This window comes from Pseudomonas sp. 3-2 (genome assembly GCF_019710535.1).
Lineage (GTDB): Bacteria > Pseudomonadota > Gammaproteobacteria > Pseudomonadales > Pseudomonadaceae > Aquipseudomonas > Aquipseudomonas pharyngis.
Genome location: NZ_CP081200.1, coordinates 5,127,060 through 5,149,201 on the forward strand (window position 1 = coordinate 5,127,060; position 22,142 = coordinate 5,149,201).

Below are 22,142 nucleotides of genomic sequence, written 5' to 3' on the forward strand. Positions count from 1 at the left end.
AGATCCGGATCAGTTTGAAGAACGGAGCGCCCAGAAACACAAAGGCCTTGTCTTACGACAAGGCCTTTGTTTCACATCCGAACCAAACGATTCAGAACAACTTGCGGCCCTTGTTGGCAGCGATGCGCATGCGCAGTGCGTTGAGCTTGATGAAGCCCGCCGCATCGGCCTGGTTGTAGGCGCCGCCGTCTTCTTCGAAGGTCGCGATGTTGGCGTCGAACAGCGAATCGTCGGACTTGCGGCCGGTCACGATCACGTTGCCCTTGTACAGTTTCAGGCGCACGACGCCATTCACGTTGACCTGGGAAGCGTCGATCATCTGTTGCAGCATCAGACGCTCAGGGCTCCACCAGTAGCCGGTGTAGATCAGGCTGGCGTATTTCGGCATCAGCTCGTCTTTGAGGTGAGCGACTTCGCGGTCCAGGGTAATCGACTCGATTGCGCGGTGAGCGCGCAGCATGATGGTGCCGCCCGGAGTTTCGTAGCAGCCACGGGACTTCATGCCAACGTAACGGTTCTCGACGATGTCGAGACGACCGATGCCGTGCTCGCCACCGATCTTGTTCAGGGTCGCCAGTACGGTGGCCGGGGTCATTTCGACGCCGTCCAGCGCAACGATGTCGCCGTTGCGGTAGGTCAGTTCCAGGTATTGCGGGGTGTCGGGAGCCTTCTCCGGGGAGACGGTCCAGCGCCACATGTCTTCTTCGTGCTCGGTCCAGGTGTCTTCCAGCACGCCGCCTTCATAGGAGATGTGCAGCAGGTTGGCGTCCATCGAGTACGGAGATTTCTTCTTGCCGTGACGCTCGATCGGGATCGCGTGCTTCTCGGCGTAGTCCATCAGCTTCTCGCGGGACAGCAGGTCCCACTCGCGCCATGGAGCAATTACTTTCACGCCTGGCTTGAGTGCGTAGGCACCCAGTTCGAAACGCACCTGGTCGTTGCCTTTGCCGGTGGCGCCGTGGGAAATGGCGTCGGCGCCGGTTTCGTTGGCGATTTCGATCAGACGCTTGGCGATCAGCGGACGCGCGATGGAAGTACCCAGCAGGTACTCGCCTTCGTAAACGGTGTTGGCGCGGAACATCGGGAACACGAAGTCACGCACGAATTCTTCGCGCAGGTCGTCGATGTAGATTTCTTTGACGCCCATGGCCTGCGCCTTGGCGCGAGCCGGCTCGACCTCTTCGCCCTGACCCAGGTCAGCGGTGAAGGTCACGACTTCACAGTTATAAGTATCCTGCAGCCACTTGAGGATCACCGAAGTGTCCAGGCCGCCGGAATACGCCAGAACGACCTTGTTTACGTCCGCCATGCCATCACTCCACGGGGTTCTACGGAAAGCCGAGGAGTCTACCGCCCAAACGCGATAATTTACAGAGGCGCGACAGCTTAAGACGACAAAGCGACAGAATCTGTCGAGAGGGCGACGATGACCGGCAGGTCAGGAAGTCGCCGCCGTGTTGGCCGGAGTGCTGGCCTGAGGCGCCGGTGCGGTAGTCGGTGCCACCCGCGCCAGGTGCACGTTGACCCGGCGGTTCTTGGCCCGGTTGGCGGCATTGGTGTTCGGGACCAACGGGTAGCGTTCGCCATGGAAACGTACGGTGATCTGCGATTCCTGGATGCCGTTGGCCTTGAAGAAGTCGACCACGGCCAGCGCGCGGCGGCGCGACAGCTCGCGATTGGTCAGGCGATTGCCGCTGTTGTCGGAGTGGCCGTCGAGCTCAATGTGATTGACCGTCGGATCGGCCTTCATGTACTCGAGCATCACTTGCAGCTTGGCCTTGGCGGCGGCGTCCAGCTCGATGCCTTCGCCGGGGAAGCCGATCTGCGATTGTTTGACCTGATCGAAATTCTGCGGGAGCAGTTTCGCCACGCAGGTCTGATAGTCATTGAACGCCTTGCTGAACTTGACCGGCAGCAGGCGCACTTCCGACACCCGACCATCGCCTGATGCCCGACGTACCACCGGGCTGCGACCGTCCATCAGCCCGCTGATCAGTTGCCCGGCCTGGGACTGCGAACTGTTGAACAGCACGTTGCCGCTGCCCAGTCGAACCGTGCCCAGATTGATGTCGCCACGCCCCGGCTGCCACGGCGCAGCCGCCGCCAGCAAAGTCGCCGAACCGCCGCCCAGCATGGCGTTGTAGGCGTTCAGGCGAAAGGTCGCCTGCTCGCCGGCCTTGCGCACGAATTGCCCCGAGCCGAAGTCGGTGATCGGCTGCGTCAGACGGCACTCGAACTTGTCGCCCTCGACCGTCCACTCAATGTTCTCCAGACGAGTCTGGTAGGTCAGTGCCATCGCGGGAAGGCTGGCAAACACACTGAGCAAGGCTAAATATCGCTGGCGCACGGGAGGCTCCATTGGCTTCTACAACAAAAAAGACCGAGACATACATCTTTACGGCATACCTATGGGATATCGGACGCTCGTCGCAAAACTTGATAGCGAGTGCCTGCAAGAGTCTTTTCCGGTAGCATTCGCCTCAGTTTGACCCGCCTGGAATCCCCTCATGTCCGACCGCCTGACCCTGCTGCGTCCCGACGACTGGCACATTCATCTTCGCGATGGTGCCGTGTTGACCAACACCGTTGCGGATGTCGCGCGCACCTTTGGTCGCGCCATCATCATGCCCAACCTGGTACCTCCGGTGCGCAACGCCGCTGAAGCCGACGGCTATCGCCAGCGGATTCTCGCTGCCCGCCCGGCCGGCAATCGTTTCGAGCCGCTGATGGTGCTGTACCTCACCGACCGCACCCAGCCCGAAGAAATCCGTGAGGCCAAGGCCAGCGGTTTCGTGCACGCCGCCAAGCTGTACCCGGCCGGCGCCACCACCAACTCCGATTCCGGGGTCACCAGCATCGACAAGATTTTCCCGGCGCTGGAAGCCATGGCCGAAGTCGGCATGCCGCTGTTGATCCACGGTGAAGTCACCCGTGGCGACGTCGACGTGTTCGACCGCGAAAAAATCTTCATCGACGAGCACATGCGCCGCGTGGTCGAGCGTTTCCCGACGCTGAAAGTGGTGTTCGAACACATCACCACCGGCGATGCCGTGCAGTTCGTCAACGAGGCGTCCGCCAACGTCGGCGCAACGATCACCGCGCATCACCTGCTCTACAACCGCAACCACATGCTGGTGGGCGGGATCCGGCCGCACTTCTATTGCCTGCCGATCCTCAAGCGCAACACGCACCAGGAAGCCCTGCTTGACGCCGCCACCAGCGGCAGCGCGAAGTTCTTCCTCGGCACCGACTCGGCGCCGCACGCCCAGCACGCCAAGGAAGCCGCCTGCGGCTGCGCCGGCTGCTACACCGCGTACGCCGCCATCGAGCTGTATGCCGAAGCCTTCGAACAGCGCAATGCGCTGGACAAGCTCGAAGCATTCGCCAGCCTCAACGGCCCACGTTTCTACGGCCTGCCGGCAAACACCGATCGCATCACCCTGGTTCGTGACGAATGGACCGCCCCAACCAGCCTGCCTTTCGGCGAGCTGACCGTTATCCCGCTGCGCGCCGGTGAAAAACTGCGCTGGCGCCTGCTGGAGGAACACGCGTGAGTGAAGACCATTTCGACGACGAACTGGACGGTCAAGGTGGTGGTGGTTCGCGCCATCCAATGGCAGCACGCTTTCGCGGCTACCTACCGGTTGTCGTCGACGTAGAAACCGGTGGCTTCAACTCGGCCACCGACGCTCTGCTGGAGATTGCCGCGACCACCATCGCCATGGATGAAAAGGGTTTTGTCTATCCGGATCACACCTACTTCTTCCGCGTCGAGCCGTTCGAAGGCGCCAACGTTGAAGCGGCGGCACTGGAGTTCACCGGGATCAAGCTCGATCACCCGTTGCGCATGGCCGTCAGCGAAGAGACGGCGCTGACCGACATCTTCCGTGGCGTGCGCAAGGCCTTGAAGGCCAACGGCTGCAAGCGGGCGATTCTGGTCGGCCACAACAGCAGCTTCGATCTGGGCTTCCTCAACGCGGCCGTCGCGCGGCTGGACATGAAGCGCAATCCGTTCCACCCGTTCTCCAGCTTCGACACCGCGACCCTCGCCGGTCTGGCTTACGGTCAAACCGTGTTGGCCAAGGCCTGTCAGGCAGCCGACATCGACTTCGATGGTCGTGAAGCGCATTCGGCGCGTTACGATACCGAGAAGACGGCCGAGCTGTTCTGCGGCATCGTCAACCGCTGGAAACAGATGGGCGGCTGGGAAGATTTCGACGACTGAGGGTCGCCGGGTTAAATCCCGCGCATGAAAAAACCGGCTCAAGAGCCGGTTTTTTTGTACCTCGACGATGCGCCTTACAGGGCAGCCGCGTTCTCGGTCAGGTAAGCCGCAACGCCTTCTGGCGAAGCGTTCATGCCTTTGTCGCCTTTTTTCCAGTTGGCAGGGCAGACTTCGCCGTGCTCTTCGTGGAATTGCAGAGCGTCGACCAGACGGATCAGCTCTTCCATGTTACGGCCCAGCGGCAGGTCGTTGACGATCTGCGAGCGGACAACGCCTTTGTCGTCGATCAGGAACGCGCCACGGAAAGCCACGCCGCCTTCGGACTCAACGTCGTAGGCCTTGGCGATGTCGTGCTTCATGTCGGCAGCCATGGTGTATTTCACCTGGCCGATGCCGCCATTGTTGACCGGGGTGTTGCGCCAGGCGTTGTGGGTGAAGTGCGAGTCGATCGATACGGCGATCACTTCAACGTTGCGAGCCTTGAAGTCGGCCATGCGGTTGTCCAGGGCGATCAGCTCGGACGGGCAGACGAAGGTGAAGTCCAGCGGGTAGAAGAACACCAGGCCGTATTTGCCTTTGATGGCCGAGGACAGAGTGAAGCTGTCAACGATCTCGCCATTGCCGAGTACGGCCGGGACGGTGAAGTCAGGGGCTTGTTTGCCTACGAGTACGCTCATTGATATCTCCTGGTGTAGAAACTTGAAGTTCAGGGTCCGGGCCAGCCTGCCACCCTCAGGCGACAGCCCTGTGACACGAACCCCCTTCGCAAGGGCCGACCATCATACACTGCGTTTTTCGACTGGCCTTAACGGTTTTTCGCGAAATCCCGGCTGGCATTCAGCCATGCACCACCGTTCGTCAGTCACAGCCGTTGGCGATGAAAACCCTTCGGAAAGCACTTTGACAATCATTCTCGTTAACATTAAGATCCATCGCAATTGAGTCACAACCAGCGACGGTTCTCACTTATGTATGTTTGCCTCTGCACTGGCGTCACCGACGGACAAATCCGCGAAGCGATCTATGAAGGTTGCTGCAGCTATAAAGAAGTCCGTCAGGCCACCGGCGTCGCCAGCCAATGCGGCAAATGCGCGTGCCTGGCGAAGGAAGTGGTTCGCGAAACCCTGACCACGCTGCAAACCGCCCAGGCCGCGATCCCCTACCCGGCAGAATTTACAGCCGCGTAATTATCCCGATTTCGAAGAACCGGACTTAAGTCCGGTTTTTTTATGCCTGAAAATCAACTGCTTAGCGTCTAGACGCGGAACACAAACATTCTTATTCCGATTAATTTTCATTTATTATTCAATAACTTAGGTTTGACACTTATAAATACCAAGCTCAAACTCTGCCTTATATACCGCTACTTAGGGCAGGACTCCCATCATGAAAGGCGACGTAACAGTCATCCAGCATCTCAACAAGATCCTTGCCAATGAGCTGGTCGCGATCAATCAGTACTTCCTGCATGCGCGCATGTATGAAGATTGGGGCCTGAACAAGCTCGGCAAGCACGAGTACCACGAATCCATCGACGAGATGAAGCACGCGGACAAGCTGATCAAGCGCATCCTGTTCCTCGAAGGCCTGCCGAACGTGCAGGACCTGGGCAAGCTGCACATCGGCGAGCACACCCAGGAAATGCTGGAATGCGACCTGCGCATCGAGAAGACCGGCCATGCTGACCTGAAGGCCGCCATCGCCCACTGCGAGTCCGTCGGTGACTTTGGCAGCCGCGAACTGCTCGAAGACATTCTTGAATCCGAGGAAGAACATATCGACTGGCTGGAAACCCAACTGGGCCTGATCGATAAAGTCGGTCTTGAGAACTATCTGCAATCGCAGATGGGCGAAGACGAGTAATCAGCCAGCGCTAAACTCGAGACATTAAAAAGCCCCGCCCTCTTTCGAGAGGCGGGGCTTTTTATTGCCCGGACTTCAGCTCGCCGAAATCCGGGCAGAAGCCAATCAGGCTTCGGACTTGGCCGCAGCAGCCTTGGCGGATGCTTCCTTGACCAGGGTCTGCAGCTCACCGTTGGCGAACATTTCAGCCATGATGTCGCTGCCGCCGACCAGTTCACCGGCTACCCACAGCTGCGGGAAAGTCGGCCAGTTGGCGTACTTCGGCAGGTTGGCACGGATTTCCGGGTTCTGCAGGATGTCGACGTAGGCGAACTTCTCGCCACAGCCCATCACAGCCTGCGCAGCTTTCGCGGAGAAGCCACACTGCGGGGCATTCGGCGAGCCTTTCATGTAAAGCAGAATGGTGTTGTTGGCAATCTGCTCTTTAATCGTTTCGATGATATCCATGGAGCACCTCGGCTGAACTTTCCGACTCATGGGTCGGCACGGTGGCGCATTGTAACGGAATCCCGAGCGCGCTGCTCGGTCTCCCCGACAGACTTGCTCAAGCCGCCGCCACCGTCACCGGCACGCCATTGAGCGCCGCATTGCCTGACAGCTCGTCGAGCTGGCATTCATCGGTCAGGTCATTGGCGCTGGAGCCGGGTTGGCCGCTGGCAATCGCCAACTGCACACCCGGACGGGCGTGGCCCCATCCGTGCGGCAGGCTGACCACGCCTTTCATCATGTCCGCGCTGCCCAGCACCTCGACCTCGATCTGCCCGACCCGCGAACTGACCCGCACAAGCTGACCATCACTGAGCCCGCGACTGGCGAGATCGTCCGGGTTCATCAGCAGCTGATGACGCGGTTTGCCCTTCACCAGTCGATGGTAATTGTGCATCCACGAATTGTTGCTGCGCACATGACGGCGGCCGATCATCAACAGCTCATCGGCGGCCGGCGCCTGCAAAGCGGCGAAACGCGCCAAGTCAGCGAGTATTTCCGGCGGCGCTGCCTGAACTCGTTGATTGGCGCTCTTCAATCGCGATGTCAGGTTAGGTTTGAGCGCCCCAAGATCGACCCCGTGCGGATGATCGAACAGTGTTGCCAGCGACAATTTGTGTTCGGACGCATCGCCATAGGCGCCCATGCGCAACCCCATATCGATCATCTTCGCCGGCGGCATCGTCGGTTTCAGCTCCTTGCCGGTCTTCGCGGCAAAGGCCTTGGCCAGGCCGACGAAGATCTCCCAGTCGTGCAGTGCCCCCTCCGGTTTGGCGAGGATCGCCCGATTGAAACGGCTGACGTTGCGCACCGCGAACAGGTTGAAGGTGGTGTCGTAGTGATCGTTCTCCAGCGCCGAGGTCGACGGCAGGATCAGGTCGGCATAGCGCGTGGTTTCGTTGATGTACAGGTCGACGCTGACCATAAACTCCAGCCCGTCCAGCGCCTGCTCCAGTTGCCGGCCGTTGGGCGTGGACAACACCGGATTGCCAGCGACGGTAATCAGCGCGCGAATCTGGCCCTCGCCTTCGGTGAGCATTTCTTCGGCCAGCGCCGAGACCGGCAACTCGCCGCCGTATTCAGGACGCCCGGATACGCGGCTCTGCCATTTGTTGAAATGCCCGCCCGAAGTCGACGCCACCAGATCCACCGCAGGCTCGGTGCACAAGGCACCGCCGACGCGGTCCAGGTTGCCGGTGACCAGATTGATCAACTGCACAACCCAATGACACAGCGTGCCGAAGGCCTGAGTGGAAACACCCATTCGGCCGTAGCAAACGGCACTTGGTGCAGCGGCGAAGTCCCGGGCCAGTTGGCGGATCTGCTCGGCGGGAACGGCGCACAACGGGCTCATGGCTTCGGCGGTGAAACCCGCTACCGCCGCGCGAACTTCGTCCAGTCCGTCCACCGGCAAATGACTGTCAGATGTCAGCCCTTCGCTTAACAGCGTGTTGAGCACACCAAACAGCAACGCCGCATCGCCGCCGGGGCGCACGAACAGATGCTGATCGGCCATCGCCGCCGTCTCGCTGCGCCGAGGATCGACCACCACCACTTTGCCGCCCCGGGCCTGAATCGCCTTCAGACGCTTCTCGACATCCGGCACGGTCATGATGCTGCCATTGGACGCCAGCGGATTGCCGCCCAGAATCAGCATGAAATCGGTGTGATCGATATCCGGGATCGGCAGCAGCAAGCCGTGGCCGTACATCAAGTAGCTGGTCAGGTGATGGGGCAGTTGATCGACCGACGTCGCCGAATAGCGGTTACGGGTTTTCAACAGGCCGAGAAAGTAATTGCTGTGCGTCATCAGCCCGTAGTTATGCACGCTGGGATTGCCCTGATACACGGCAACCGCGTTCTGCCCATGACGCTCCTGAATCGCCGAGAGTTTTTCGGCGACCAGCTCGAACGCTTCGTCCCACTCGATGGGCAGCCATTCGTTGCCGACCCGGCGCATGGGCTGGCGCAGGCGATCCGGATCGTTCTGGATGTCTTGCAGCGCCACGGCCTTGGGGCAGATGTGCCCACGACTGAACGTGTCCTGAGCATCGCCCTTGATCGAGGTGATTTGCACCTGACCGTCGGTTTCGGTGGTTTCGATGGTCAAGCCGCAGATGGCTTCACACAGGTGGCAGGCACGGTGATGGAGAGTCTTGGTCATGGCCAGTCTCTGTCTTGTTCTGGGCAGGCAATCACGCCTGCGGGAACAAAACTATGGCCCGCAGCCCGATGCAGCGCCAGCGACGTTCGTCTTGTGAATCGGCGGCCATCAGGCCGGCCGATAGACCCGCGTCAGTTCGCCGGAAGCTGTGGCGGCGCGGCCAGCTGGATTTCCTGGATGGTCTCGATCTGCTCGTGGGCGACGTGGACGCCGGTGAGTTCGCCGATCAGTCGCCAATGCTCGTCGAGCCCGGCGCTGATGGTCGCCATACGGTCGATCATCTGTCGACTGGCGGCCTTGACCACGTCGTCTTCGCTGCGCATCAGTTCGAAGGACATCGAGGTCATCGAGGCGGTGAGGTGGGTCAATGAGCGTGCCGTGTGGCCCAGCAGTTCCATTAACAGTTTTTCTTTCGATTCCATGCGGAGGCTTCCTGCGTCGCTCGTGATTTATTTATAACCCAGCACTTTGCTTTAGCAAATGTTTCAACCTGCGCATCCGACCAAGCGAACCGGTGGCTCACCGGTCGCAAACCGACCAGAGCGCTGCCATCCCCGCCGCGCCGGATTGCCAAGCCCGGTGGGGCCAGTGTACAAAGACCTCGCTGCCCTCTCGAAAACTGACCGGAAATCACAGTATTCGCACTGCTGACACCCCGGCGCATTTCTGCAAAAACCGTAGCCTATTGGAAAAACGCGACATTTAGTGTCAATATCGCGCCTTCCCCTATTTCGTCGCCCCCGTGCGGCTTACGCCGCAGGTCTCGCCCGTTGTTCCGATAAACAAGGCTTTGAGCATCTGCGGTTTGTAGCAAAAAGGTAGTCAATGATGAGCGCAAGGCACTTTCTCTCCCTGATGGATTGCACGCCCGAAGAGCTGGTCAGCGTGATCCGTCGAGGCGTTGAGCTCAAGGACCTGCGTAACCGCGGCGTACTGTTCGAGCCTCTGAAAAACCGCGTCCTGGGGATGATCTTCGAGAAATCCTCGACCCGCACACGCATCTCCTTCGAAGCCGGCATGATCCAGCTCGGCGGCCAGGCGATCTTCCTGTCGCCGCGCGACACCCAGCTGGGCCGCGGCGAGCCGATCGGCGACTGCGCCATCGTCATGTCGAGCATGCTCGATGCGGTGATGATCCGTACCTTTGCCCACAGCACCCTGACCGAATTCGCCGCCAACTCACGCGTGCCGGTGATCAACGGCCTGTCCGATGACCTGCACCCGTGCCAGTTGCTGGCCGACATGCAGACCTTCCTCGAACACCGCGGCTCGATCCAGGGCAAGACCGTGGCCTGGATCGGCGACGGCAACAACATGTGCAACAGCTATATAGAAGCGGCGATCCAGTTCGACTTCCAGTTGCGCGTGGCCTGCCCCGAAGGCTACGAACCAAACCCTGAATTCGTGGCCAAGGCCGGTGACCGCGTGACCATCGTCCGCGACCCGCAAGACGCCGTGCGCGGCGCGCATCTGGTGAGCACCGACGTCTGGACCTCCATGGGCCAGGAAGAGGAGACCGCCAAGCGCCTGAAGCTGTTTGCGCCGTTTCAGGTCAACCGTGCCCTGCTCGACCTGGCAGCCGATGACGTGCTATTCATGCACTGCCTGCCCGCTCACCGCGGTGAGGAAATCAGCCTCGACCTGCTCGATGACCCGCGCTCCGTCGCCTGGGATCAGGCAGAAAACCGTCTCCACGCACAAAAGGCCCTGCTCGAGTTCCTTGTTGAACCGGCATATCACCACGCATGAGTCATGAATTACTGCTGAACCTGCGCAACCTCGCTTGCGGCTATCAAGATCAACGTGTGGTGCAGAACCTCAATCTGCACCTCAACGCCGGTGACATCGGCTGCCTGCTTGGCTCCTCCGGCTGCGGCAAGACCACCACCCTGCGTGCGATTGCCGGTTTCGAACCGGTGCACGAAGGGGAAATCTCTCTCGGCGGTGAAGTGATCTCCAGCGCCGGTTTCACCCTCGCCCCGGAAAAACGCCGGATCGGCATGGTGTTCCAGGACTACGCGCTGTTCCCGCACCTGAGTGTCGCGGACAACATCGCCTTCGGCATCCGCAAGCACCCGAACAAGGAGCGCGTGACCGAGGAGCTGCTGGAACTGGTCAACCTGAAGAACCTCGGCAAACGCTTCCCCCATGAGCTGTCCGGCGGCCAGCAACAACGTGTCGCCCTCGCCCGCGCCCTGGCGCCGGAGCCACAACTCTTATTGCTCGACGAGCCGTTCTCCAACCTCGATGGCGAATTGCGCCGCAAGCTCAGCCACGAAGTGCGCGACATCCTCAAAGCCCGTGGCACCAGTGCAATTCTGGTGACTCACGATCAGGAAGAAGCCTTCGCCGTCAGCGATCACGTGGGCGTGTTCAAGGAAGGCCGGCTGGAGCAGTGGGACACGCCCTACAACCTCTATCACGAGCCGGCGACACCGTACGTGGCCAGTTTTATCGGTCAGGGTTACTTCATTCGCGGCCAATTGGGCAGCCCGGAATCGGTGCAGACCGAACTCGGCGAACTGCGCGGCAATCGCGCCTACACCTGGCCGATCGGTGGCGCGGTGGATGTGCTGCTGCGTCCGGACGACATCGTTTACGCGCCGGACAGCGGGTTGAAAGCGCGAATCGTCGGCAAGACCTTCCTCGGCGCCTCGACCCTGTATCGCCTGCAACTGCCGACCGGCGCACAGCTGGAATCGATCTTCCCGAGCCATGCCGACCATCAGGTGGGTGCGGATGTCGGGATTCGTGTGGCGGCGGAACATCTGGTGCTGTTCCAGGCCTCCGGCAGCACCGCTGCGCAGATTCCGGCGGTGGAAAACGGCGTTCGCCGTTACAGCACCGCGCACTGATCTGCACACAAACAATGAGGGAGCCTGATGGCTCCCCTGTTTTTTTGCTCTCAGCCCAGCATCAATGTGCCGCTGGCCACCAGCGTCGCATTCCCGCCGATCTTCACCCGCTCACCTTCCAGCCGACAGAACAGCTCGCCGCCCCGCGCCGAGCGCTGGCATGCAGTCAGACTGGATTTGCCCAGACGTTTCGACCAGTACGGTATCAGGCTGCAATGGGTCGAACCGGTCACCGGGTCTTCATTGATGCCGATGGCCGGAGCGAAATAGCGCGAGACGAAGTCATGCTGATTGCCCCGCGCGGTGACGATCGCACCCAACCACGGTAGCTTGGCGAGGGCGACCATGTCCGGCGTGCAATCGAGCACCGCCTGCTCGGACTCCAGCACCACGAACAACTCGTTGGAACTCAGGACATCCACTGCCTGAACATTCAGTGCCCGCTCGATCTCCACGGTGACGCCTTTCTCCACCGCTTCGATGGCCGGAAAATCCAGCCACAACCGGCCACCTTCGCGGCTGACACTCAACGGCCCGGACTTGCAGGTGAAGTCCAGACGCTCGGCGCTTTCCTTATAGATCTCGAACAGCACATAGGCGCTGGCCAGGGTCGCGTGACCGCACAGCGGCACCTCGGTGGTCGGCGTGAACCAGCGGATGTGCCACGCCTGCCCCTCGCGCACCAGAAACGCGGTTTCCGCCAGATTGTGCTCGGCGGCGATCTTTTGCATCAGCTCATCCGCAAGCCACGCGTCGAGCCGATAGACCATTGCCGGATTGCCACTGAACGGCCGATCACTGAACGCGTCGACCTGATGAAACTCGAGCTGCATAACCTTCTCCCTGTGTCAGTCGAACGAGCATGCAGCGCCGGCCGGATCAGCGCCAGTGACAGTGCCGGCCAATTTTCTTCATACAGACGTCAAGGGCGACCGATGTCGGCAAATTTCGCCTGGGTGTGTTCCGCCAATACCGCCGGCGCCAGTTCCACTTCCAGCCCGCGCCGACCGGCGCTGACATATATGGTCGCAAAAGGCTGGGCCGAATTATCGATGAAAGTACGCAGGCGTTTTTTCTGCCCCAGCGGACTGATGCCGCCCAACAGATAACCGGTGGAGCGCTGCGCGGCGGCCGGGTCGGCCATCTCGACTTTTTTCACGCCGGCGGCGTGGGCAAGCCCCTTGAGGTCGAGACTTCCGACGACCGGCACCACCGCCACCAGCAACTCACCCTTCTCACTGGCCGCCAGCAGCGTCTTGAACACCTGCGCCGGATCGAGCCCCAGTTTCTCCGCGGCCTCCAGACCATACGACGCGGCCTTCGGGTCATGTTCGTAACTGTGCACGCGATGTTCGGCACGAACTTTTTTCAACAAGTCCAACGCAGGGGTCATGGCAGCTCCGGGCTCGGCAGTGGCAAAAAATCCTGCGGCGGATTTTAGGCCATCGCTGGGCAAAAGGCTCTACCACGCGCCACGTTTCCCGGGGTTTGCAGGCCAGTAACAACCGCGCAGGCCGGGTGACCCGCAGGATCATTCACATGACTGATAGTTTATTTGTGACTGGCGGTTCACTTTCGACCTTTGACAGGTTTGTTTCTTGTCTATATTTTTTCGAATCTGAATAATGTAAGAATTATCGTCATCGCAGCACCCAGCAGTAAACCGGGAACAGGATGGGGATCCTGCCTCGGCGAAAATAGCGCCTTGCCCTGTCGGCAACGCGCCAGACAACAACAAAAACCGAGGTTTTCAATGACAACTGCGTTACAGCAACCATCGCTCTCGAGCCAGTGCCTGGCCGAGTTTCTGGGTACTGCACTCCTGATCTTTTTCGGTACGGGTTGTGTCGCCGCGCTCAAGGTCGCGGGCGCCAGCTTCGGCCTGTGGGAAATCAGCATCATCTGGGGCGTCGGCGTCAGCATGGCGATCTACCTCACCGCCGGCGTTTCCGGTGCGCACCTGAACCCCGCCGTCAGTATTGCCCTGAGCATTTTCGCCGACTTCGAAAAGCGCAAACTGCCGTTCTACATTCTGGCCCAGATCGCCGGTGCCTTCTGCGGCGCGCTGCTGGTCTACACGCTGTACAGCAACCTGTTCTTCGATTTCGAACAAACTCACCATATGGTCCGTGGCACTGAAGCCAGCCTCGAACTGGCGTCGGTGTTCTCCACCTTCCCGAACCCTGCGCTGTCGACCGCACAAGCATTTCTGGTCGAGATGATCATCACCGCGATCCTGATGGGCGTGATCATGTCCCTGACCGACGACAACAACGGCCTGCCGAAAGGCCCGCTGGCGCCGCTGCTGATCGGTCTGCTGATTGCCGTGATCGGCAGCTCGATGGGCCCGCTGACCGGTTTCGCGATGAACCCGGCCCGGGACTTCGGCCCGAAACTGATGACTTTCTTCGCCGGCTGGGGTGAAATTTCCTTCACCGGCGCACGTGAAATCCCGTACTTCCTGATTCCGATTTTTGCACCGATTGTCGGTGCCTGCCTCGGCGCTGCCGGGTATCGCGGGCTGATTGCCCGTCACCTGACCGGCGCCACACCTGCTACAAAGGATGCAGAACCGGCCATTGACGGCAAACCAAGAACTTCTTGAAACAGTCGGCGCGGGTTCCTGCCCTTATAGAGCCCGCGCCCCGGCCCACTCTCCCTTATTTCGTCCAAGGCAATCGACATGACCGACATTCAGAACAAGAACTACATCATTGCCCTCGATCAGGGTACGACCAGCTCCCGCGCGATCATTTTCGACCGTGACGCGAACGTGGTCTGCACCGCACAACGCGAATTCGCCCAGCATTACCCGCAAGCCGGTTGGGTCGAACACGACCCGATGGAAATCTTCGCCACCCAGAGCGCAGTGATGGTCGAAGCGCTGGCCCAGGCCGGCCTGCACCATGACCAGGTCGCCGCCATCGGCATCACCAACCAGCGTGAAACCACCGTGGTCTGGGACAAGACCACCGGCCGCCCGGTGTACAACGCGATCGTCTGGCAATGCCGCCGCAGCACCGAGATCTGCCAACAGCTCAAGCGCGACGGTCATGAAGACTACATCCGCGACACCACCGGCCTGGTCACCGACCCGTACTTCTCCGGCACCAAGCTGAAGTGGATCCTCGACAACGTCGAAGGCAGCCGTGAGCGCGCGCGCAACGGCGAACTGCTGTTCGGCACCGTCGACAGCTGGCTGATCTGGAAATTCACCGGCGGCAAGGTCCACGTCACCGACTACACCAACGCCTCGCGCACCATGCTCTTCAACATCCACACCCTGGAGTGGGACGCGAAGATGCTTGAGATCCTCGACATCCCGCGCGAGATGCTGCCGGAAGTCAAAGCCTCTTCGGAAATCTACGGCCGCACCAAAAGCGGCATTGCCATCGGCGGTATCGCCGGCGACCAACAGGCTGCGCTGTTCGGCCAGATGTGCGTCGAGCCTGGCCAGGCAAAAAACACCTACGGCACCGGTTGCTTCCTGCTGATGAACACCGGCGACAAAGCGGTGAAATCCCGGCACGGCATGCTCACCACCATCGCCTGCGGCCCGCGCGGCGAAGTGGCCTACGCCCTGGAAGGCGCGGTGTTCAACGGCGGTTCGACCGTACAGTGGCTGCGCGATGAACTGAAAATCGTCAACGACGCCCACGACACCGAATACTTCGCCAATAAAGTGAAGGACAGCAACGGCGTCTATCTGGTGCCCGCCTTCACCGGCCTCGGCGCGCCCTACTGGGACCCGTATGCCCGTGGCGCCCTGTTCGGCCTGACCCGTGGCGTGCGTGTGGATCACATCATCCGCGCTGCGCTGGAATCGATCGCTTACCAGACCCGCGACGTCCTTGACGCCATGCAACAGGACTCCGGCGAACGTCTCAAGGCCCTGCGCGTGGACGGCGGTGCGGTGGCGAACAACTTCCTCATGCAGTTCCAGGCCGACATCCTCGGCACCCAGGTCGAACGTCCGAAAATGCGCGAAACCACGGCGCTGGGCGCCGCTTATCTGGCCGGCCTGGCGTGCGGTTTCTGGGGCAGCCTGGAAGAACTGCGCGGCAAAGCGGTGATCGAGCGCGAGTTCGAACCGAGCCTGGACGAAGCGGCCAAAGAGAAGCTCTATAAAGGCTGGAAAAAAGCCGTCAGCCGTACCCGTGATTGGGAACGTGAAGACGCTGAATAAGCCAAGCTGAGTACTCGTAACCTGTTGTAACTGGTAGGGAGCGGATTCCTGCGGCATCATGGGCAAATTTTGCACGGCAGCCCAAAGGAAGCCCCATGAATCTGCCTCCCCGTCAGCAGCAAATCCTCGAGCTGGTCCGCGAACGCGGCTATGTGAGCATCGAGGAAATGGCCACGCTGTTCGTTGTTACCCCGCAAACCATCCGCCGCGATATCAATCAACTGGCGGAAGCCAATCTGCTGCGTCGCTACCACGGCGGCGCCGCCTATGATTCCAGCGTCGAAAATACCGCCTACGCGATGCGCGCCGATCAGATGCGCGATGAAAAGCAACGCATCGGCGAAGCCATCGCCGCACAGATTCCCGATCACGCCTCGCTGTTTATCAATATCGGCACGACGACCGAATCGATTGCCCGCGCCCTGCTCAATCACAGCCACCTGAAGATCATCACCAACAACCTGCACGTCGCTTCGATGCTCAGCGCCAAGGATGATTTCGATGTGCTGCTGACCGGCGGCAACGTGCGTCGCGACGGCGGCGTGGTGGGTCAGGCGAGCGTGGACTTCATCAACCAGTTCAAGGTCGACTTTGCGCTGGTGGGCATCAGCGGTATCGACGAAGACGGCAGCCTGCTCGACTTCGATTACCAGGAAGTGCGGGTGTCCCAGGCGATCATCGCCAATGCCCGGCAGGTGATCCTGGCGGCGGACTCCAGCAAGTTCGGGCGTAACGCGATGATCCGCCTCGGCCCGATCAGCCTGATCGATTGCCTGGTCACCGATCAGCAACCGGTGCCGGCCCTGGCGCAACTGCTGAGCCAGCACAAGATTCGTCTGGAAGTCGTTTAACCCTCTCCCGCATAACTCCCTCCCGGCGAATTCTCGTTCCCACGCTCTGCGTGGGAACGATCAGTCACGCCCTGATCCGCGCCCTGACGCGCATTTCATGTTCGAATATTTTCCTTTTTCGGCCCTTCGATGAGTTTTTTCAATCGAAGTCGACTGGCTGCGCGCGTCTTTATGGGCTACCATTTTCGCAAATGAACATTCATGTTCGATTTCCAAGACAGAAAATCAAAAGAGCCCGAGGCCAGCCGATGTCCACATCTACCTTGCGTACGCCCCCTATCTCCGAGATCTACGACATCGCCGTCATCGGCGGCGGGATCAATGGCGTGGGGATCGCAGCGGATGCCGCCGGTCGCGGTCTTTCGGTGTTCCTTTGCGAAAAGGATGATCTGGCCAGCCACACCTCGTCGGCCAGCAGCAAGCTGATCCACGGTGGCCTGCGCTACCTCGAACATTACGAATTCCGTCTGGTGCGCGAAGCCCTGGCCGAACGCGAAGTGCTGCTGGCCAAGGCCCCGCACATCGTCAAGCCAATGCGTTTCGTGCTGCCGCACCGCCCGCACCTGCGTCCGGCGTGGATGATCCGCGCGGGCCTGTTCCTTTATGACCACCTCGGTAAGCGCGAAAAACTGGCGGGCTCGAAAAGCCTGAAGTTCGGCGCCGACAGCGCACTGAAAAGCGAAATCAGCAAAGGCTTCGAGTACTCCGACTGCTGGGTCGACGACGCCCGCCTCGTGGTTCTCAACGCCATGGCCGCCCGTGAAAAAGGCGCGCACATTCACACCCAGACCCGTTGCGTCAGCGCCCGCCGCGCCAAGGGCCTGTGGCACCTGAACCTGGAACGCGCCGACGGCAGCCTGTTTTCGATCACCGCCAAGGCATTGGTGAATGCCGCTGGCCCGTGGGTCGCCAAGTTCATCCGTGACGACCTGAAGATGGAATCGCCGTACGGCATCCGCCTGATCCAGGGCAGCCACATCATCGTGCCGAAGCTGTACGAAGGCGATCACGCGCACATCCTGCAAAACGAAGATCAGCGCATTGTTTTCACCATTCCGTACCTGAACAACCTGACCCTGATCGGCACCACCGACCGCGAATACACCGGCGATCCGGCCAAAGTGGCGATCACCGACGGCGAAACCGATTACCTGCTCAAAGTGGTCAACGCCCACTTCAAGAAGCAGATCAGCCGTGACGACATCCTGCACACCTACTCGGGCGTGCGTCCGCTGTGCAACGACGAATCCGACAATCCTTCGGCCGTGACCCGCGACTACACCCTGGCGCTGTCCGGCAGCACCGAAGAAGCGCCGCTGCTGTCGGTGTTCGGCGGCAAGCTGACCACCTACCGCAAGCTCGCCGAGTCGGCGATGGCGCAGTTGATGCCGTTCTTCACCCAAATGCGCCCGAGCTGGACCGCCACCGCTACCCTGCCCGGCGGCGAAGACATGACCACGCCACAGGCCCTGAGCGCGCAGATCCGCGACAAGTTCGACTGGGTACCGACCGAAATCGCCCGCCGCTGGGCCACCACCTACGGCAGCCGCACCTGGCGCATGCTCGAAGGCGTCGACACTCTGGCCGACATGGGCGAACACATCGGCGGCGGGCTTTACACCCGTGAAGTCGACTACCTGTGCACCGAAGAATGGGCCACCACCGCGCATGACATTCTTTGGCGTCGCAGCAAACTGGGCCTGTTCACCACGGCGGCGGAGCAAGAGCGCCTGGCGGCTTACCTGAACAAGGTCGAGCAGAACCGCAGCAAGATCGAAGCGGCCTGATCCGTTCCTCGTTGAACAAAAAGCCCCTGAATCGAATGATTCAGGGGCTTTTTGCATTCAAGGCGAAACAAGGCGTGTCGCAGACGTTCGGTTTTCCGAACGCGACCTGACGGTCAATTCGGTTAACCGGATCAGATCCACGAAAAAACACCATCACAAAACTTTAATAACCTTATAAATCAATGCATTAGCGTGTAGCGACTGGTCTGGCACGACTCATGCTCTACACTCCTTCGACGAATGCCTGTTGCGCCAACACAACAGGAGCCGTCAGGCATTCGAAGCTCAAAAGGGCCCGCTCAACCGGCTCCATAAAAAAAACAATGTCGAGGAAAATTTGATGCGCATCGTTCCCCATATCCTGGGCGCAGCCATTGCTGCCGCTCTGATCAGCACACCAGTTTTCGCTGCCGAACTCACCGGCACCCTTAAGAAGATCAAAGAGTCCGGCGTCATCACCCTGGGCCACCGTGACGCTTCCATTCCTTTCTCCTACATCGCTGACGCTTCCGGCAAGCCGGTCGGCTACTCCCACGATATCCAGCTGGCCATCGTCGAAGCGATCAAGAAAGACCTCGACCTGCCAAACCTGCAGGTCAAATACAACCTCGTCACCTCGCAAACCCGTATCCCGCTGGTGCAGAACGGCACCGTGGACGTCGAGTGCGGCTCCACCACCAACAACGTCGAGCGTCAGCAACAGGTCGACTTCTCCGTCGGCATCTTCGAAATCGGTACCCGTCTGCTGTCCAAGGCTGACTCCAAGTACAAGGATTTCGACGATCTGAAAGGCAAGAACGTCGTGACCACCGCCGGCACCACTTCCGAGCGCATCCTCAAGGCGATGAACGCTGACAAGCAGATGGGCATGAACGTGATCTCCGCCAAGGACCACGGTGAATCCTTCCAGATGCTGGAATCGGGTCGTGCCGTTGCGTTCATGATGGACGACGCCCTGCTGGCCGGCGAAGCCGCCAAAGCCAAGAAAGCCTCCGACTGGGCCGTGACCGGTACTCCACAGTCGTACGAAATCTACGGCTGCATGATGCGCAAGGGCGACGCGCCGTTCAAAAAGGCTGTCGACGACGCCATCAAGGCGACCTACGCCTCGGGCGAGATCAACAAGATCTACGAAAAATGGTTCATGCAGCCGATTCCGCCAAAAGGCCTGAACCTGAACTTCCCGATGAGCGACGAGCTCAAGGCCCTGATCGCCAATCCGACCGACAAAGCGGCTGACGACAAGAAATCCTGATTTCTGACTAACCTTATCCCCTGAGGAGGCGCCTGCCTTTTCAGGGGATGGTCACTCCCTGCTGGCACTTATTGGAAACACTCGAACCGGTGGCTGTCGAGCCGATCGCGTGTGCCTGATTTTCACAATCAGGGCGGGAACGGAGCTTCCCCAGGCGGGCACTTGTACATCGATCGAATCGAGGGGAGACCCTAATGAATTACAACTGGGACTGGGGCGTGTTCTTCAAGTCCACCGGCGTGGGCAGCGAGACCTATCTCGACTGGTTCATTTCCGGTCTGGGCTGGACCATCGCCATCGCCATCGTCGCCTGGATCATCGCCCTGCTGCTCGGCTCGCTGCTGGGCATCATGCGCACCGTGCCGAACCGCATCGTGTCGGGCATCGCGACCTGCTACGTCGAACTGTTCCGTAACGTGCCGCTGCTGGTTCAGCTGTTCATCTGGTACTTCCTGGTGCCCGATCTGCTGCCGCCGGATCTGCAGGAGTGGTACAAGCAGGACCTGAACCCGACCACCTCGGCCTACCTGAGCGTTGTCGTGTGCCTGGGCCTGTTCACCGCCGCCCGGGTCTGCGAACAGGTTCGCACCGGTATCCAGGCGCTGCCACGGGGCCAGGAATCCGCCGCCCGCGCCATGGGTTTCAAGCTGCCGCAGATCTACTGGAACGTGCTGCTGCCCCAGGCCTACCGGATCATCATTCCGCCGCTCACCTCGGAATTTTTGAACGTGTTCAAGAACTCCTCCGTGGCGTCCCTGATCGGTCTGATGGAGCTGCTGGCGCAAACCAAACAGACCGCCGAATTCTCGGCCAACCTGTTTGAAGCCTTCACCCTGGCGACCCTGATCTACTTCACCCTCAACATGAGCCTGATGCTGCTGATGCGCATGGTCGAGAAGAAAGTCGCCGTGCCCGGCCTGATCTCCGTGGGGGGTAAATAATGGAATTCGATTTCAGTGGCATCGTTCCGGCCATTCCCGGCCTGTGGAACGGCATGCTGATGACCCTCAAGCTGATGGCGCTGGGCGTGGTCGGCGGGATCATCCTCGGCACCATCCTCGCGCTGATGCGCCTGTCCCACAGCAAACTGCTGTCGAGCATCGCCGGTGCGTACGTCAACTATTTCCGTTCGATCCCGCTGCTGCTGGTGATCACCTGGTTCTATCTGGCAGTGCCGTTCGTGCTGCGCTGGATCACCGGCGAAGACACCCCGATCGGCGCGTTCACCTCGTGCATCGTGGCGTTCATGATGTTCGAAGCGGCGTACTTCTGCGAAATCGTCCGGGCCGGCGTGCAGTCGATCCCCAAAGGCCAGATGGGCGCGGCGCAGGCACTGGGCATGACCTACGGCCAGATGATGCGCCTGATCATCCTGCCTCAGGCGTTCCGCAAGATGACCCCGCTGCTGCTGCAGCAGAGCATCATCCTGTTCCAGGACACCTCGCTGGTCTACACCGTGGGCCTGGTGGACTTCCTCAACGCCTCGCGCGCCAGTGGCGACATCATTGGCCGCTCGAATGAGTTCCTGATCTTCGCAGGTCTCGTGTACTTCACCATCAGCTTTGCCGCCTCGGTGCTGGTCAAGCGTCTGCAAAAAAGGTTCGCCGTATGATCTCTATCAAAAACATCAACAAGTGGTATGGGGACTTCCAGGTGCTGACCGATTGCAGCACCGAGGTCAAAAAGGGTGAAGTGATCGTGGTTTGCGGCCCGTCCGGTTCGGGCAAGTCGACCCTGATCAAGTGCGTCAACGCACTGGAGCCGTTCCAGAAGGGCGACATCGTGGTCGACGGCACATCGATTGCCGATCCGAAGACCAACCTGCCGAAACTGCGTTCGCGCGTCGGCATGGTGTTCCAGCATTTCGAACTGTTCCCGCACCTGACCATCACCGAAAACCTGACCATTGCGCAGATCAAGGTGCTGGGCCGCAGCAAGGAGGAAGCCACCAAGAAAGGTCTGCAACTGCTCGAACGTGTCGGCCTGTCGGCTCACGCCCACAAGCATCCGGGGCAACTGTCCGGTGGTCAGCAACAGCGCGTGGCGATTGCCCGTGCGCTGGCGATGGACCCGATCGTCATGCTGTTCGACGAACCGACCTCGGCGCTGGACCCGGAAATGGTCAACGAAGTGCTCGACGTGATGGTGCAGCTGGCCCACGAAGGCATGACCATGATGTGCGTGACCCACGAAATGGGCTTCGCCCGTAAAGTGGCCGACCGCGTGATCTTCATGGACGCCGGCAAGATCATCGAAGACTGCAAGAAAGAAGAGTTCTTTGGCGACATCAGCCAACGCTCCGAACGCGCGCAGCATTTCCTCGAGAAAATCCTGCAGCACTAAAACCGCACACCGCTCCCCAACTGTGGGAGCGGGCTTGCTCGCGAAGGGGCCGGCACTTTCAACATCACCGTTGGCTGCCCCAGTGCTTTCGCGAGCAAGCCCCCTCCCACATTGGATCGATGATGAT

22 protein-coding genes are annotated in these 22,142 nt (G+C 60.2%); 14 read left to right on the plus strand and 8 right to left on the minus strand.

The window, feature by feature from the left end; genetic code table 11:
* Nucleotides 1–91: 91 nt before the first annotated feature.
* Nucleotides 92–1,309: an argininosuccinate synthase gene (locus K3819_RS23250; protein ID WP_007953201.1), complete on the minus strand. Its 1,218-nt coding sequence runs from the start codon at nt 1,307–1,309 to the stop codon at nt 92–94.
* Nucleotides 1,310–1,438: 129 nt separating this feature from the next.
* Nucleotides 1,439–2,347: an OmpA family protein gene (locus tag K3819_RS23255; RefSeq protein WP_007953200.1), complete on the minus strand. Its 909-nt coding sequence runs from the start codon at nt 2,345–2,347 to the stop codon at nt 1,439–1,441.
* A gap of 160 nt (nt 2,348–2,507) precedes the next feature.
* Here K3819_RS23255 and pyrC point away from each other — a divergent pair, with 160 nt between their 5' ends.
* Both pyrC and rnt read left to right on the plus strand, forming a co-directional pair.
* On the plus strand, nt 2,508–3,554 hold the full coding sequence (pyrC, locus tag K3819_RS23260) for a dihydroorotase (RefSeq protein ID WP_221398028.1): 1,047 nt from the start codon (nt 2,508–2,510) through the stop codon (nt 3,552–3,554).
* Nucleotides 3,551–4,225, plus strand: a complete 675-nt coding sequence (gene rnt, locus K3819_RS23265) for a ribonuclease T (protein ID WP_007953196.1) — start codon at nt 3,551–3,553, stop codon at nt 4,223–4,225. The genes pyrC and rnt overlap by 4 nt, the downstream gene beginning before the upstream one ends.
* 74 nt (nt 4,226–4,299) lie before the next feature.
* On the opposite strand, the gene K3819_RS23270 is transcribed toward rnt, so the two are convergent.
* Nucleotides 4,300–4,902: a peroxiredoxin gene (locus tag K3819_RS23270; protein WP_007953195.1), complete on the minus strand. Its 603-nt coding sequence runs from the start codon at nt 4,900–4,902 to the stop codon at nt 4,300–4,302.
* Nucleotides 4,903–5,193: 291 nt separating this feature from the next.
* Here K3819_RS23270 and K3819_RS23275 point away from each other — a divergent pair, with 291 nt between their 5' ends.
* Together K3819_RS23275 and bfr are read left to right on the plus strand one after the other, a co-directional pair.
* Entirely contained in the window at nt 5,194–5,412 is a 219-nt protein-coding gene (locus tag K3819_RS23275; protein ID WP_085610872.1) for a bacterioferritin-associated ferredoxin, read from the plus strand.
* Between the two features lie 199 nt (nt 5,413–5,611).
* Nucleotides 5,612–6,088, plus strand: a complete 477-nt coding sequence (gene bfr / locus K3819_RS23280) for a bacterioferritin (protein WP_064599145.1) — start codon at nt 5,612–5,614, stop codon at nt 6,086–6,088.
* Nucleotides 6,089–6,193: 105 nt separating this feature from the next.
* Here the strand turns inward: bfr and grxD are convergent, their stop codons facing one another.
* From grxD to K3819_RS23295, 3 genes are all read right to left on the minus strand, one after another.
* Nucleotides 6,194–6,535 carry a Grx4 family monothiol glutaredoxin gene (gene grxD, locus K3819_RS23285; RefSeq protein ID WP_039765841.1) on the minus strand — a complete coding sequence of 114 codons (342 nt, stop codon included), beginning with the start codon at nt 6,533–6,535 and terminating at the stop codon, nt 6,194–6,196.
* Nucleotides 6,536–6,632: 97 nt separating this feature from the next.
* Nucleotides 6,633–8,738, minus strand: a complete 2,106-nt coding sequence (locus tag K3819_RS23290) for a molybdopterin oxidoreductase family protein (RefSeq protein WP_221398029.1) — start codon at nt 8,736–8,738, stop codon at nt 6,633–6,635.
* 131 nt (nt 8,739–8,869) lie between these two features.
* Nucleotides 8,870–9,160 (minus strand): hypothetical protein, encoded by a 291-nt coding sequence (locus K3819_RS23295; RefSeq protein ID WP_085610874.1) that lies wholly within the window; start codon nt 9,158–9,160, stop codon nt 8,870–8,872.
* Nucleotides 9,161–9,566: 406 nt separating this feature from the next.
* Here K3819_RS23295 and argF point away from each other — a divergent pair, with 406 nt between their 5' ends.
* Both argF and K3819_RS23305 read left to right on the plus strand, forming a co-directional pair.
* Nucleotides 9,567–10,487, plus strand: coding sequence for an ornithine carbamoyltransferase (gene argF, locus K3819_RS23300; RefSeq protein ID WP_064599150.1), 921 nt, complete (start codon nt 9,567–9,569; stop codon nt 10,485–10,487).
* Nucleotides 10,484–11,593, plus strand: coding sequence for an ABC transporter ATP-binding protein (locus tag K3819_RS23305; RefSeq protein WP_064599152.1), 1,110 nt, complete (start codon nt 10,484–10,486; stop codon nt 11,591–11,593). Before argF ends, K3819_RS23305 begins: the two co-directional genes overlap by 4 nt.
* A 50-nt stretch (nt 11,594–11,643) precedes the next feature.
* Here K3819_RS23305 and K3819_RS23310 read toward each other — a convergent pair whose 3' ends face one another.
* Nucleotides 11,644–12,426 (minus strand): PhzF family phenazine biosynthesis protein, encoded by a 783-nt coding sequence (locus K3819_RS23310; protein ID WP_221398030.1) that lies wholly within the window; start codon nt 12,424–12,426, stop codon nt 11,644–11,646.
* An 89-nt stretch (nt 12,427–12,515) separates the two neighbouring features.
* The gene (gene ybaK, locus K3819_RS23315) at nt 12,516–12,986 is read right to left on the minus strand and encodes a Cys-tRNA(Pro) deacylase (protein WP_007953184.1); all 471 of its coding nucleotides are present in this window, start codon (nt 12,984–12,986) and stop codon (nt 12,516–12,518) included.
* Nucleotides 12,987–13,346: 360 nt separating this feature from the next.
* Here ybaK and K3819_RS23320 point away from each other — a divergent pair, with 360 nt between their 5' ends.
* The 8 genes from K3819_RS23320 to K3819_RS23355 all read left to right on the plus strand — a co-directional run bounded on the left by K3819_RS23320 (nt 13,347) and on the right by K3819_RS23355 (nt 22,015).
* Nucleotides 13,347–14,198, plus strand: coding sequence for an MIP/aquaporin family protein (locus tag K3819_RS23320; RefSeq protein ID WP_085610878.1), 852 nt, complete (start codon nt 13,347–13,349; stop codon nt 14,196–14,198).
* Between the two features lie 78 nt (nt 14,199–14,276).
* Nucleotides 14,277–15,779: a glycerol kinase GlpK gene (gene glpK, locus K3819_RS23325; RefSeq protein WP_221398031.1), complete on the plus strand. Its 1,503-nt coding sequence runs from the start codon at nt 14,277–14,279 to the stop codon at nt 15,777–15,779.
* Between the two features lie 95 nt (nt 15,780–15,874).
* Nucleotides 15,875–16,630 (plus strand): DeoR/GlpR family transcriptional regulator, encoded by a 756-nt coding sequence (locus K3819_RS23330; protein WP_007953179.1) that lies wholly within the window; start codon nt 15,875–15,877, stop codon nt 16,628–16,630.
* Between the two features lie 248 nt (nt 16,631–16,878).
* A complete protein-coding gene (glpD, locus tag K3819_RS23335; RefSeq protein ID WP_064599158.1) occupies nt 16,879–18,417 on the plus strand; it encodes a glycerol-3-phosphate dehydrogenase in 1,539 nt (512 codons plus the stop codon).
* A 340-nt stretch (nt 18,418–18,757) separates the two neighbouring features.
* Nucleotides 18,758–19,672 (plus strand): glutamate/aspartate ABC transporter substrate-binding protein, encoded by a 915-nt coding sequence (locus K3819_RS23340; protein WP_039765825.1) that lies wholly within the window; start codon nt 18,758–18,760, stop codon nt 19,670–19,672.
* A gap of 194 nt (nt 19,673–19,866) precedes the next feature.
* The gene (locus tag K3819_RS23345; RefSeq protein ID WP_007953174.1) at nt 19,867–20,613 is read left to right on the plus strand and encodes an amino acid ABC transporter permease; all 747 of its coding nucleotides are present in this window, start codon (nt 19,867–19,869) and stop codon (nt 20,611–20,613) included.
* Nucleotides 20,613–21,284, plus strand: coding sequence for an amino acid ABC transporter permease (locus tag K3819_RS23350; protein ID WP_007953172.1), 672 nt, complete (start codon nt 20,613–20,615; stop codon nt 21,282–21,284). Before K3819_RS23345 ends, K3819_RS23350 begins: the two co-directional genes overlap by 1 nt.
* A complete protein-coding gene (locus tag K3819_RS23355) occupies nt 21,281–22,015 on the plus strand; it encodes an amino acid ABC transporter ATP-binding protein (RefSeq protein ID WP_007953170.1) in 735 nt (244 codons plus the stop codon). Before K3819_RS23350 ends, K3819_RS23355 begins: the two co-directional genes overlap by 4 nt.
* Nucleotides 22,016–22,142 lie beyond the last annotated feature (127 nt).

Excerpts from the sequence above, each read along its gene's own strand:
- K3819_RS23250 (WP_007953201.1), bottom strand. The coding sequence starts at position 1,309 with ATGGCGGACGTAAACAAGGTCGTTCTGGCGTATTCCGGCGGCCTGGAC.
- pyrC (WP_221398028.1), top strand. The coding sequence starts at position 2,508 with ATGTCCGACCGCCTGACCCTGCTGCGTCCCGACGACTGGCACATTCAT.
- K3819_RS23270 (WP_007953195.1), bottom strand. The coding sequence starts at position 4,902 with ATGAGCGTACTCGTAGGCAAACAAGCCCCTGACTTCACCGTCCCGGCC.
- K3819_RS23275 (WP_085610872.1), top strand. The coding sequence starts at position 5,194 with ATGTATGTTTGCCTCTGCACTGGCGTCACCGACGGACAAATCCGCGAA.
- bfr (WP_064599145.1), top strand. The coding sequence starts at position 5,612 with ATGAAAGGCGACGTAACAGTCATCCAGCATCTCAACAAGATCCTTGCC.
- grxD (WP_039765841.1), bottom strand. The coding sequence starts at position 6,535 with ATGGATATCATCGAAACGATTAAAGAGCAGATTGCCAACAACACCATT.
- K3819_RS23290 (WP_221398029.1), bottom strand. The coding sequence starts at position 8,738 with ATGACCAAGACTCTCCATCACCGTGCCTGCCACCTGTGTGAAGCCATC.
- K3819_RS23295 (WP_085610874.1), bottom strand. The coding sequence starts at position 9,160 with ATGGAATCGAAAGAAAAACTGTTAATGGAACTGCTGGGCCACACGGCA.
- argF (WP_064599150.1), top strand. The coding sequence starts at position 9,567 with ATGAGCGCAAGGCACTTTCTCTCCCTGATGGATTGCACGCCCGAAGAG.
- K3819_RS23305 (WP_064599152.1), top strand. The coding sequence starts at position 10,484 with ATGAGTCATGAATTACTGCTGAACCTGCGCAACCTCGCTTGCGGCTAT.
- K3819_RS23310 (WP_221398030.1), bottom strand. The coding sequence starts at position 12,426 with ATGCAGCTCGAGTTTCATCAGGTCGACGCGTTCAGTGATCGGCCGTTC.
- ybaK (WP_007953184.1), bottom strand. The coding sequence starts at position 12,986 with ATGACCCCTGCGTTGGACTTGTTGAAAAAAGTTCGTGCCGAACATCGC.
- K3819_RS23320 (WP_085610878.1), top strand. The coding sequence starts at position 13,347 with ATGACAACTGCGTTACAGCAACCATCGCTCTCGAGCCAGTGCCTGGCC.
- glpK (WP_221398031.1), top strand. The coding sequence starts at position 14,277 with ATGACCGACATTCAGAACAAGAACTACATCATTGCCCTCGATCAGGGT.
- K3819_RS23330 (WP_007953179.1), top strand. The coding sequence starts at position 15,875 with ATGAATCTGCCTCCCCGTCAGCAGCAAATCCTCGAGCTGGTCCGCGAA.
- glpD (WP_064599158.1), top strand. The coding sequence starts at position 16,879 with ATGTCCACATCTACCTTGCGTACGCCCCCTATCTCCGAGATCTACGAC.
- K3819_RS23340 (WP_039765825.1), top strand. The coding sequence starts at position 18,758 with ATGCGCATCGTTCCCCATATCCTGGGCGCAGCCATTGCTGCCGCTCTG.
- K3819_RS23345 (WP_007953174.1), top strand. The coding sequence starts at position 19,867 with ATGAATTACAACTGGGACTGGGGCGTGTTCTTCAAGTCCACCGGCGTG.
- K3819_RS23350 (WP_007953172.1), top strand. The coding sequence starts at position 20,613 with ATGGAATTCGATTTCAGTGGCATCGTTCCGGCCATTCCCGGCCTGTGG.
- K3819_RS23355 (WP_007953170.1), top strand. The coding sequence starts at position 21,281 with ATGATCTCTATCAAAAACATCAACAAGTGGTATGGGGACTTCCAGGTG.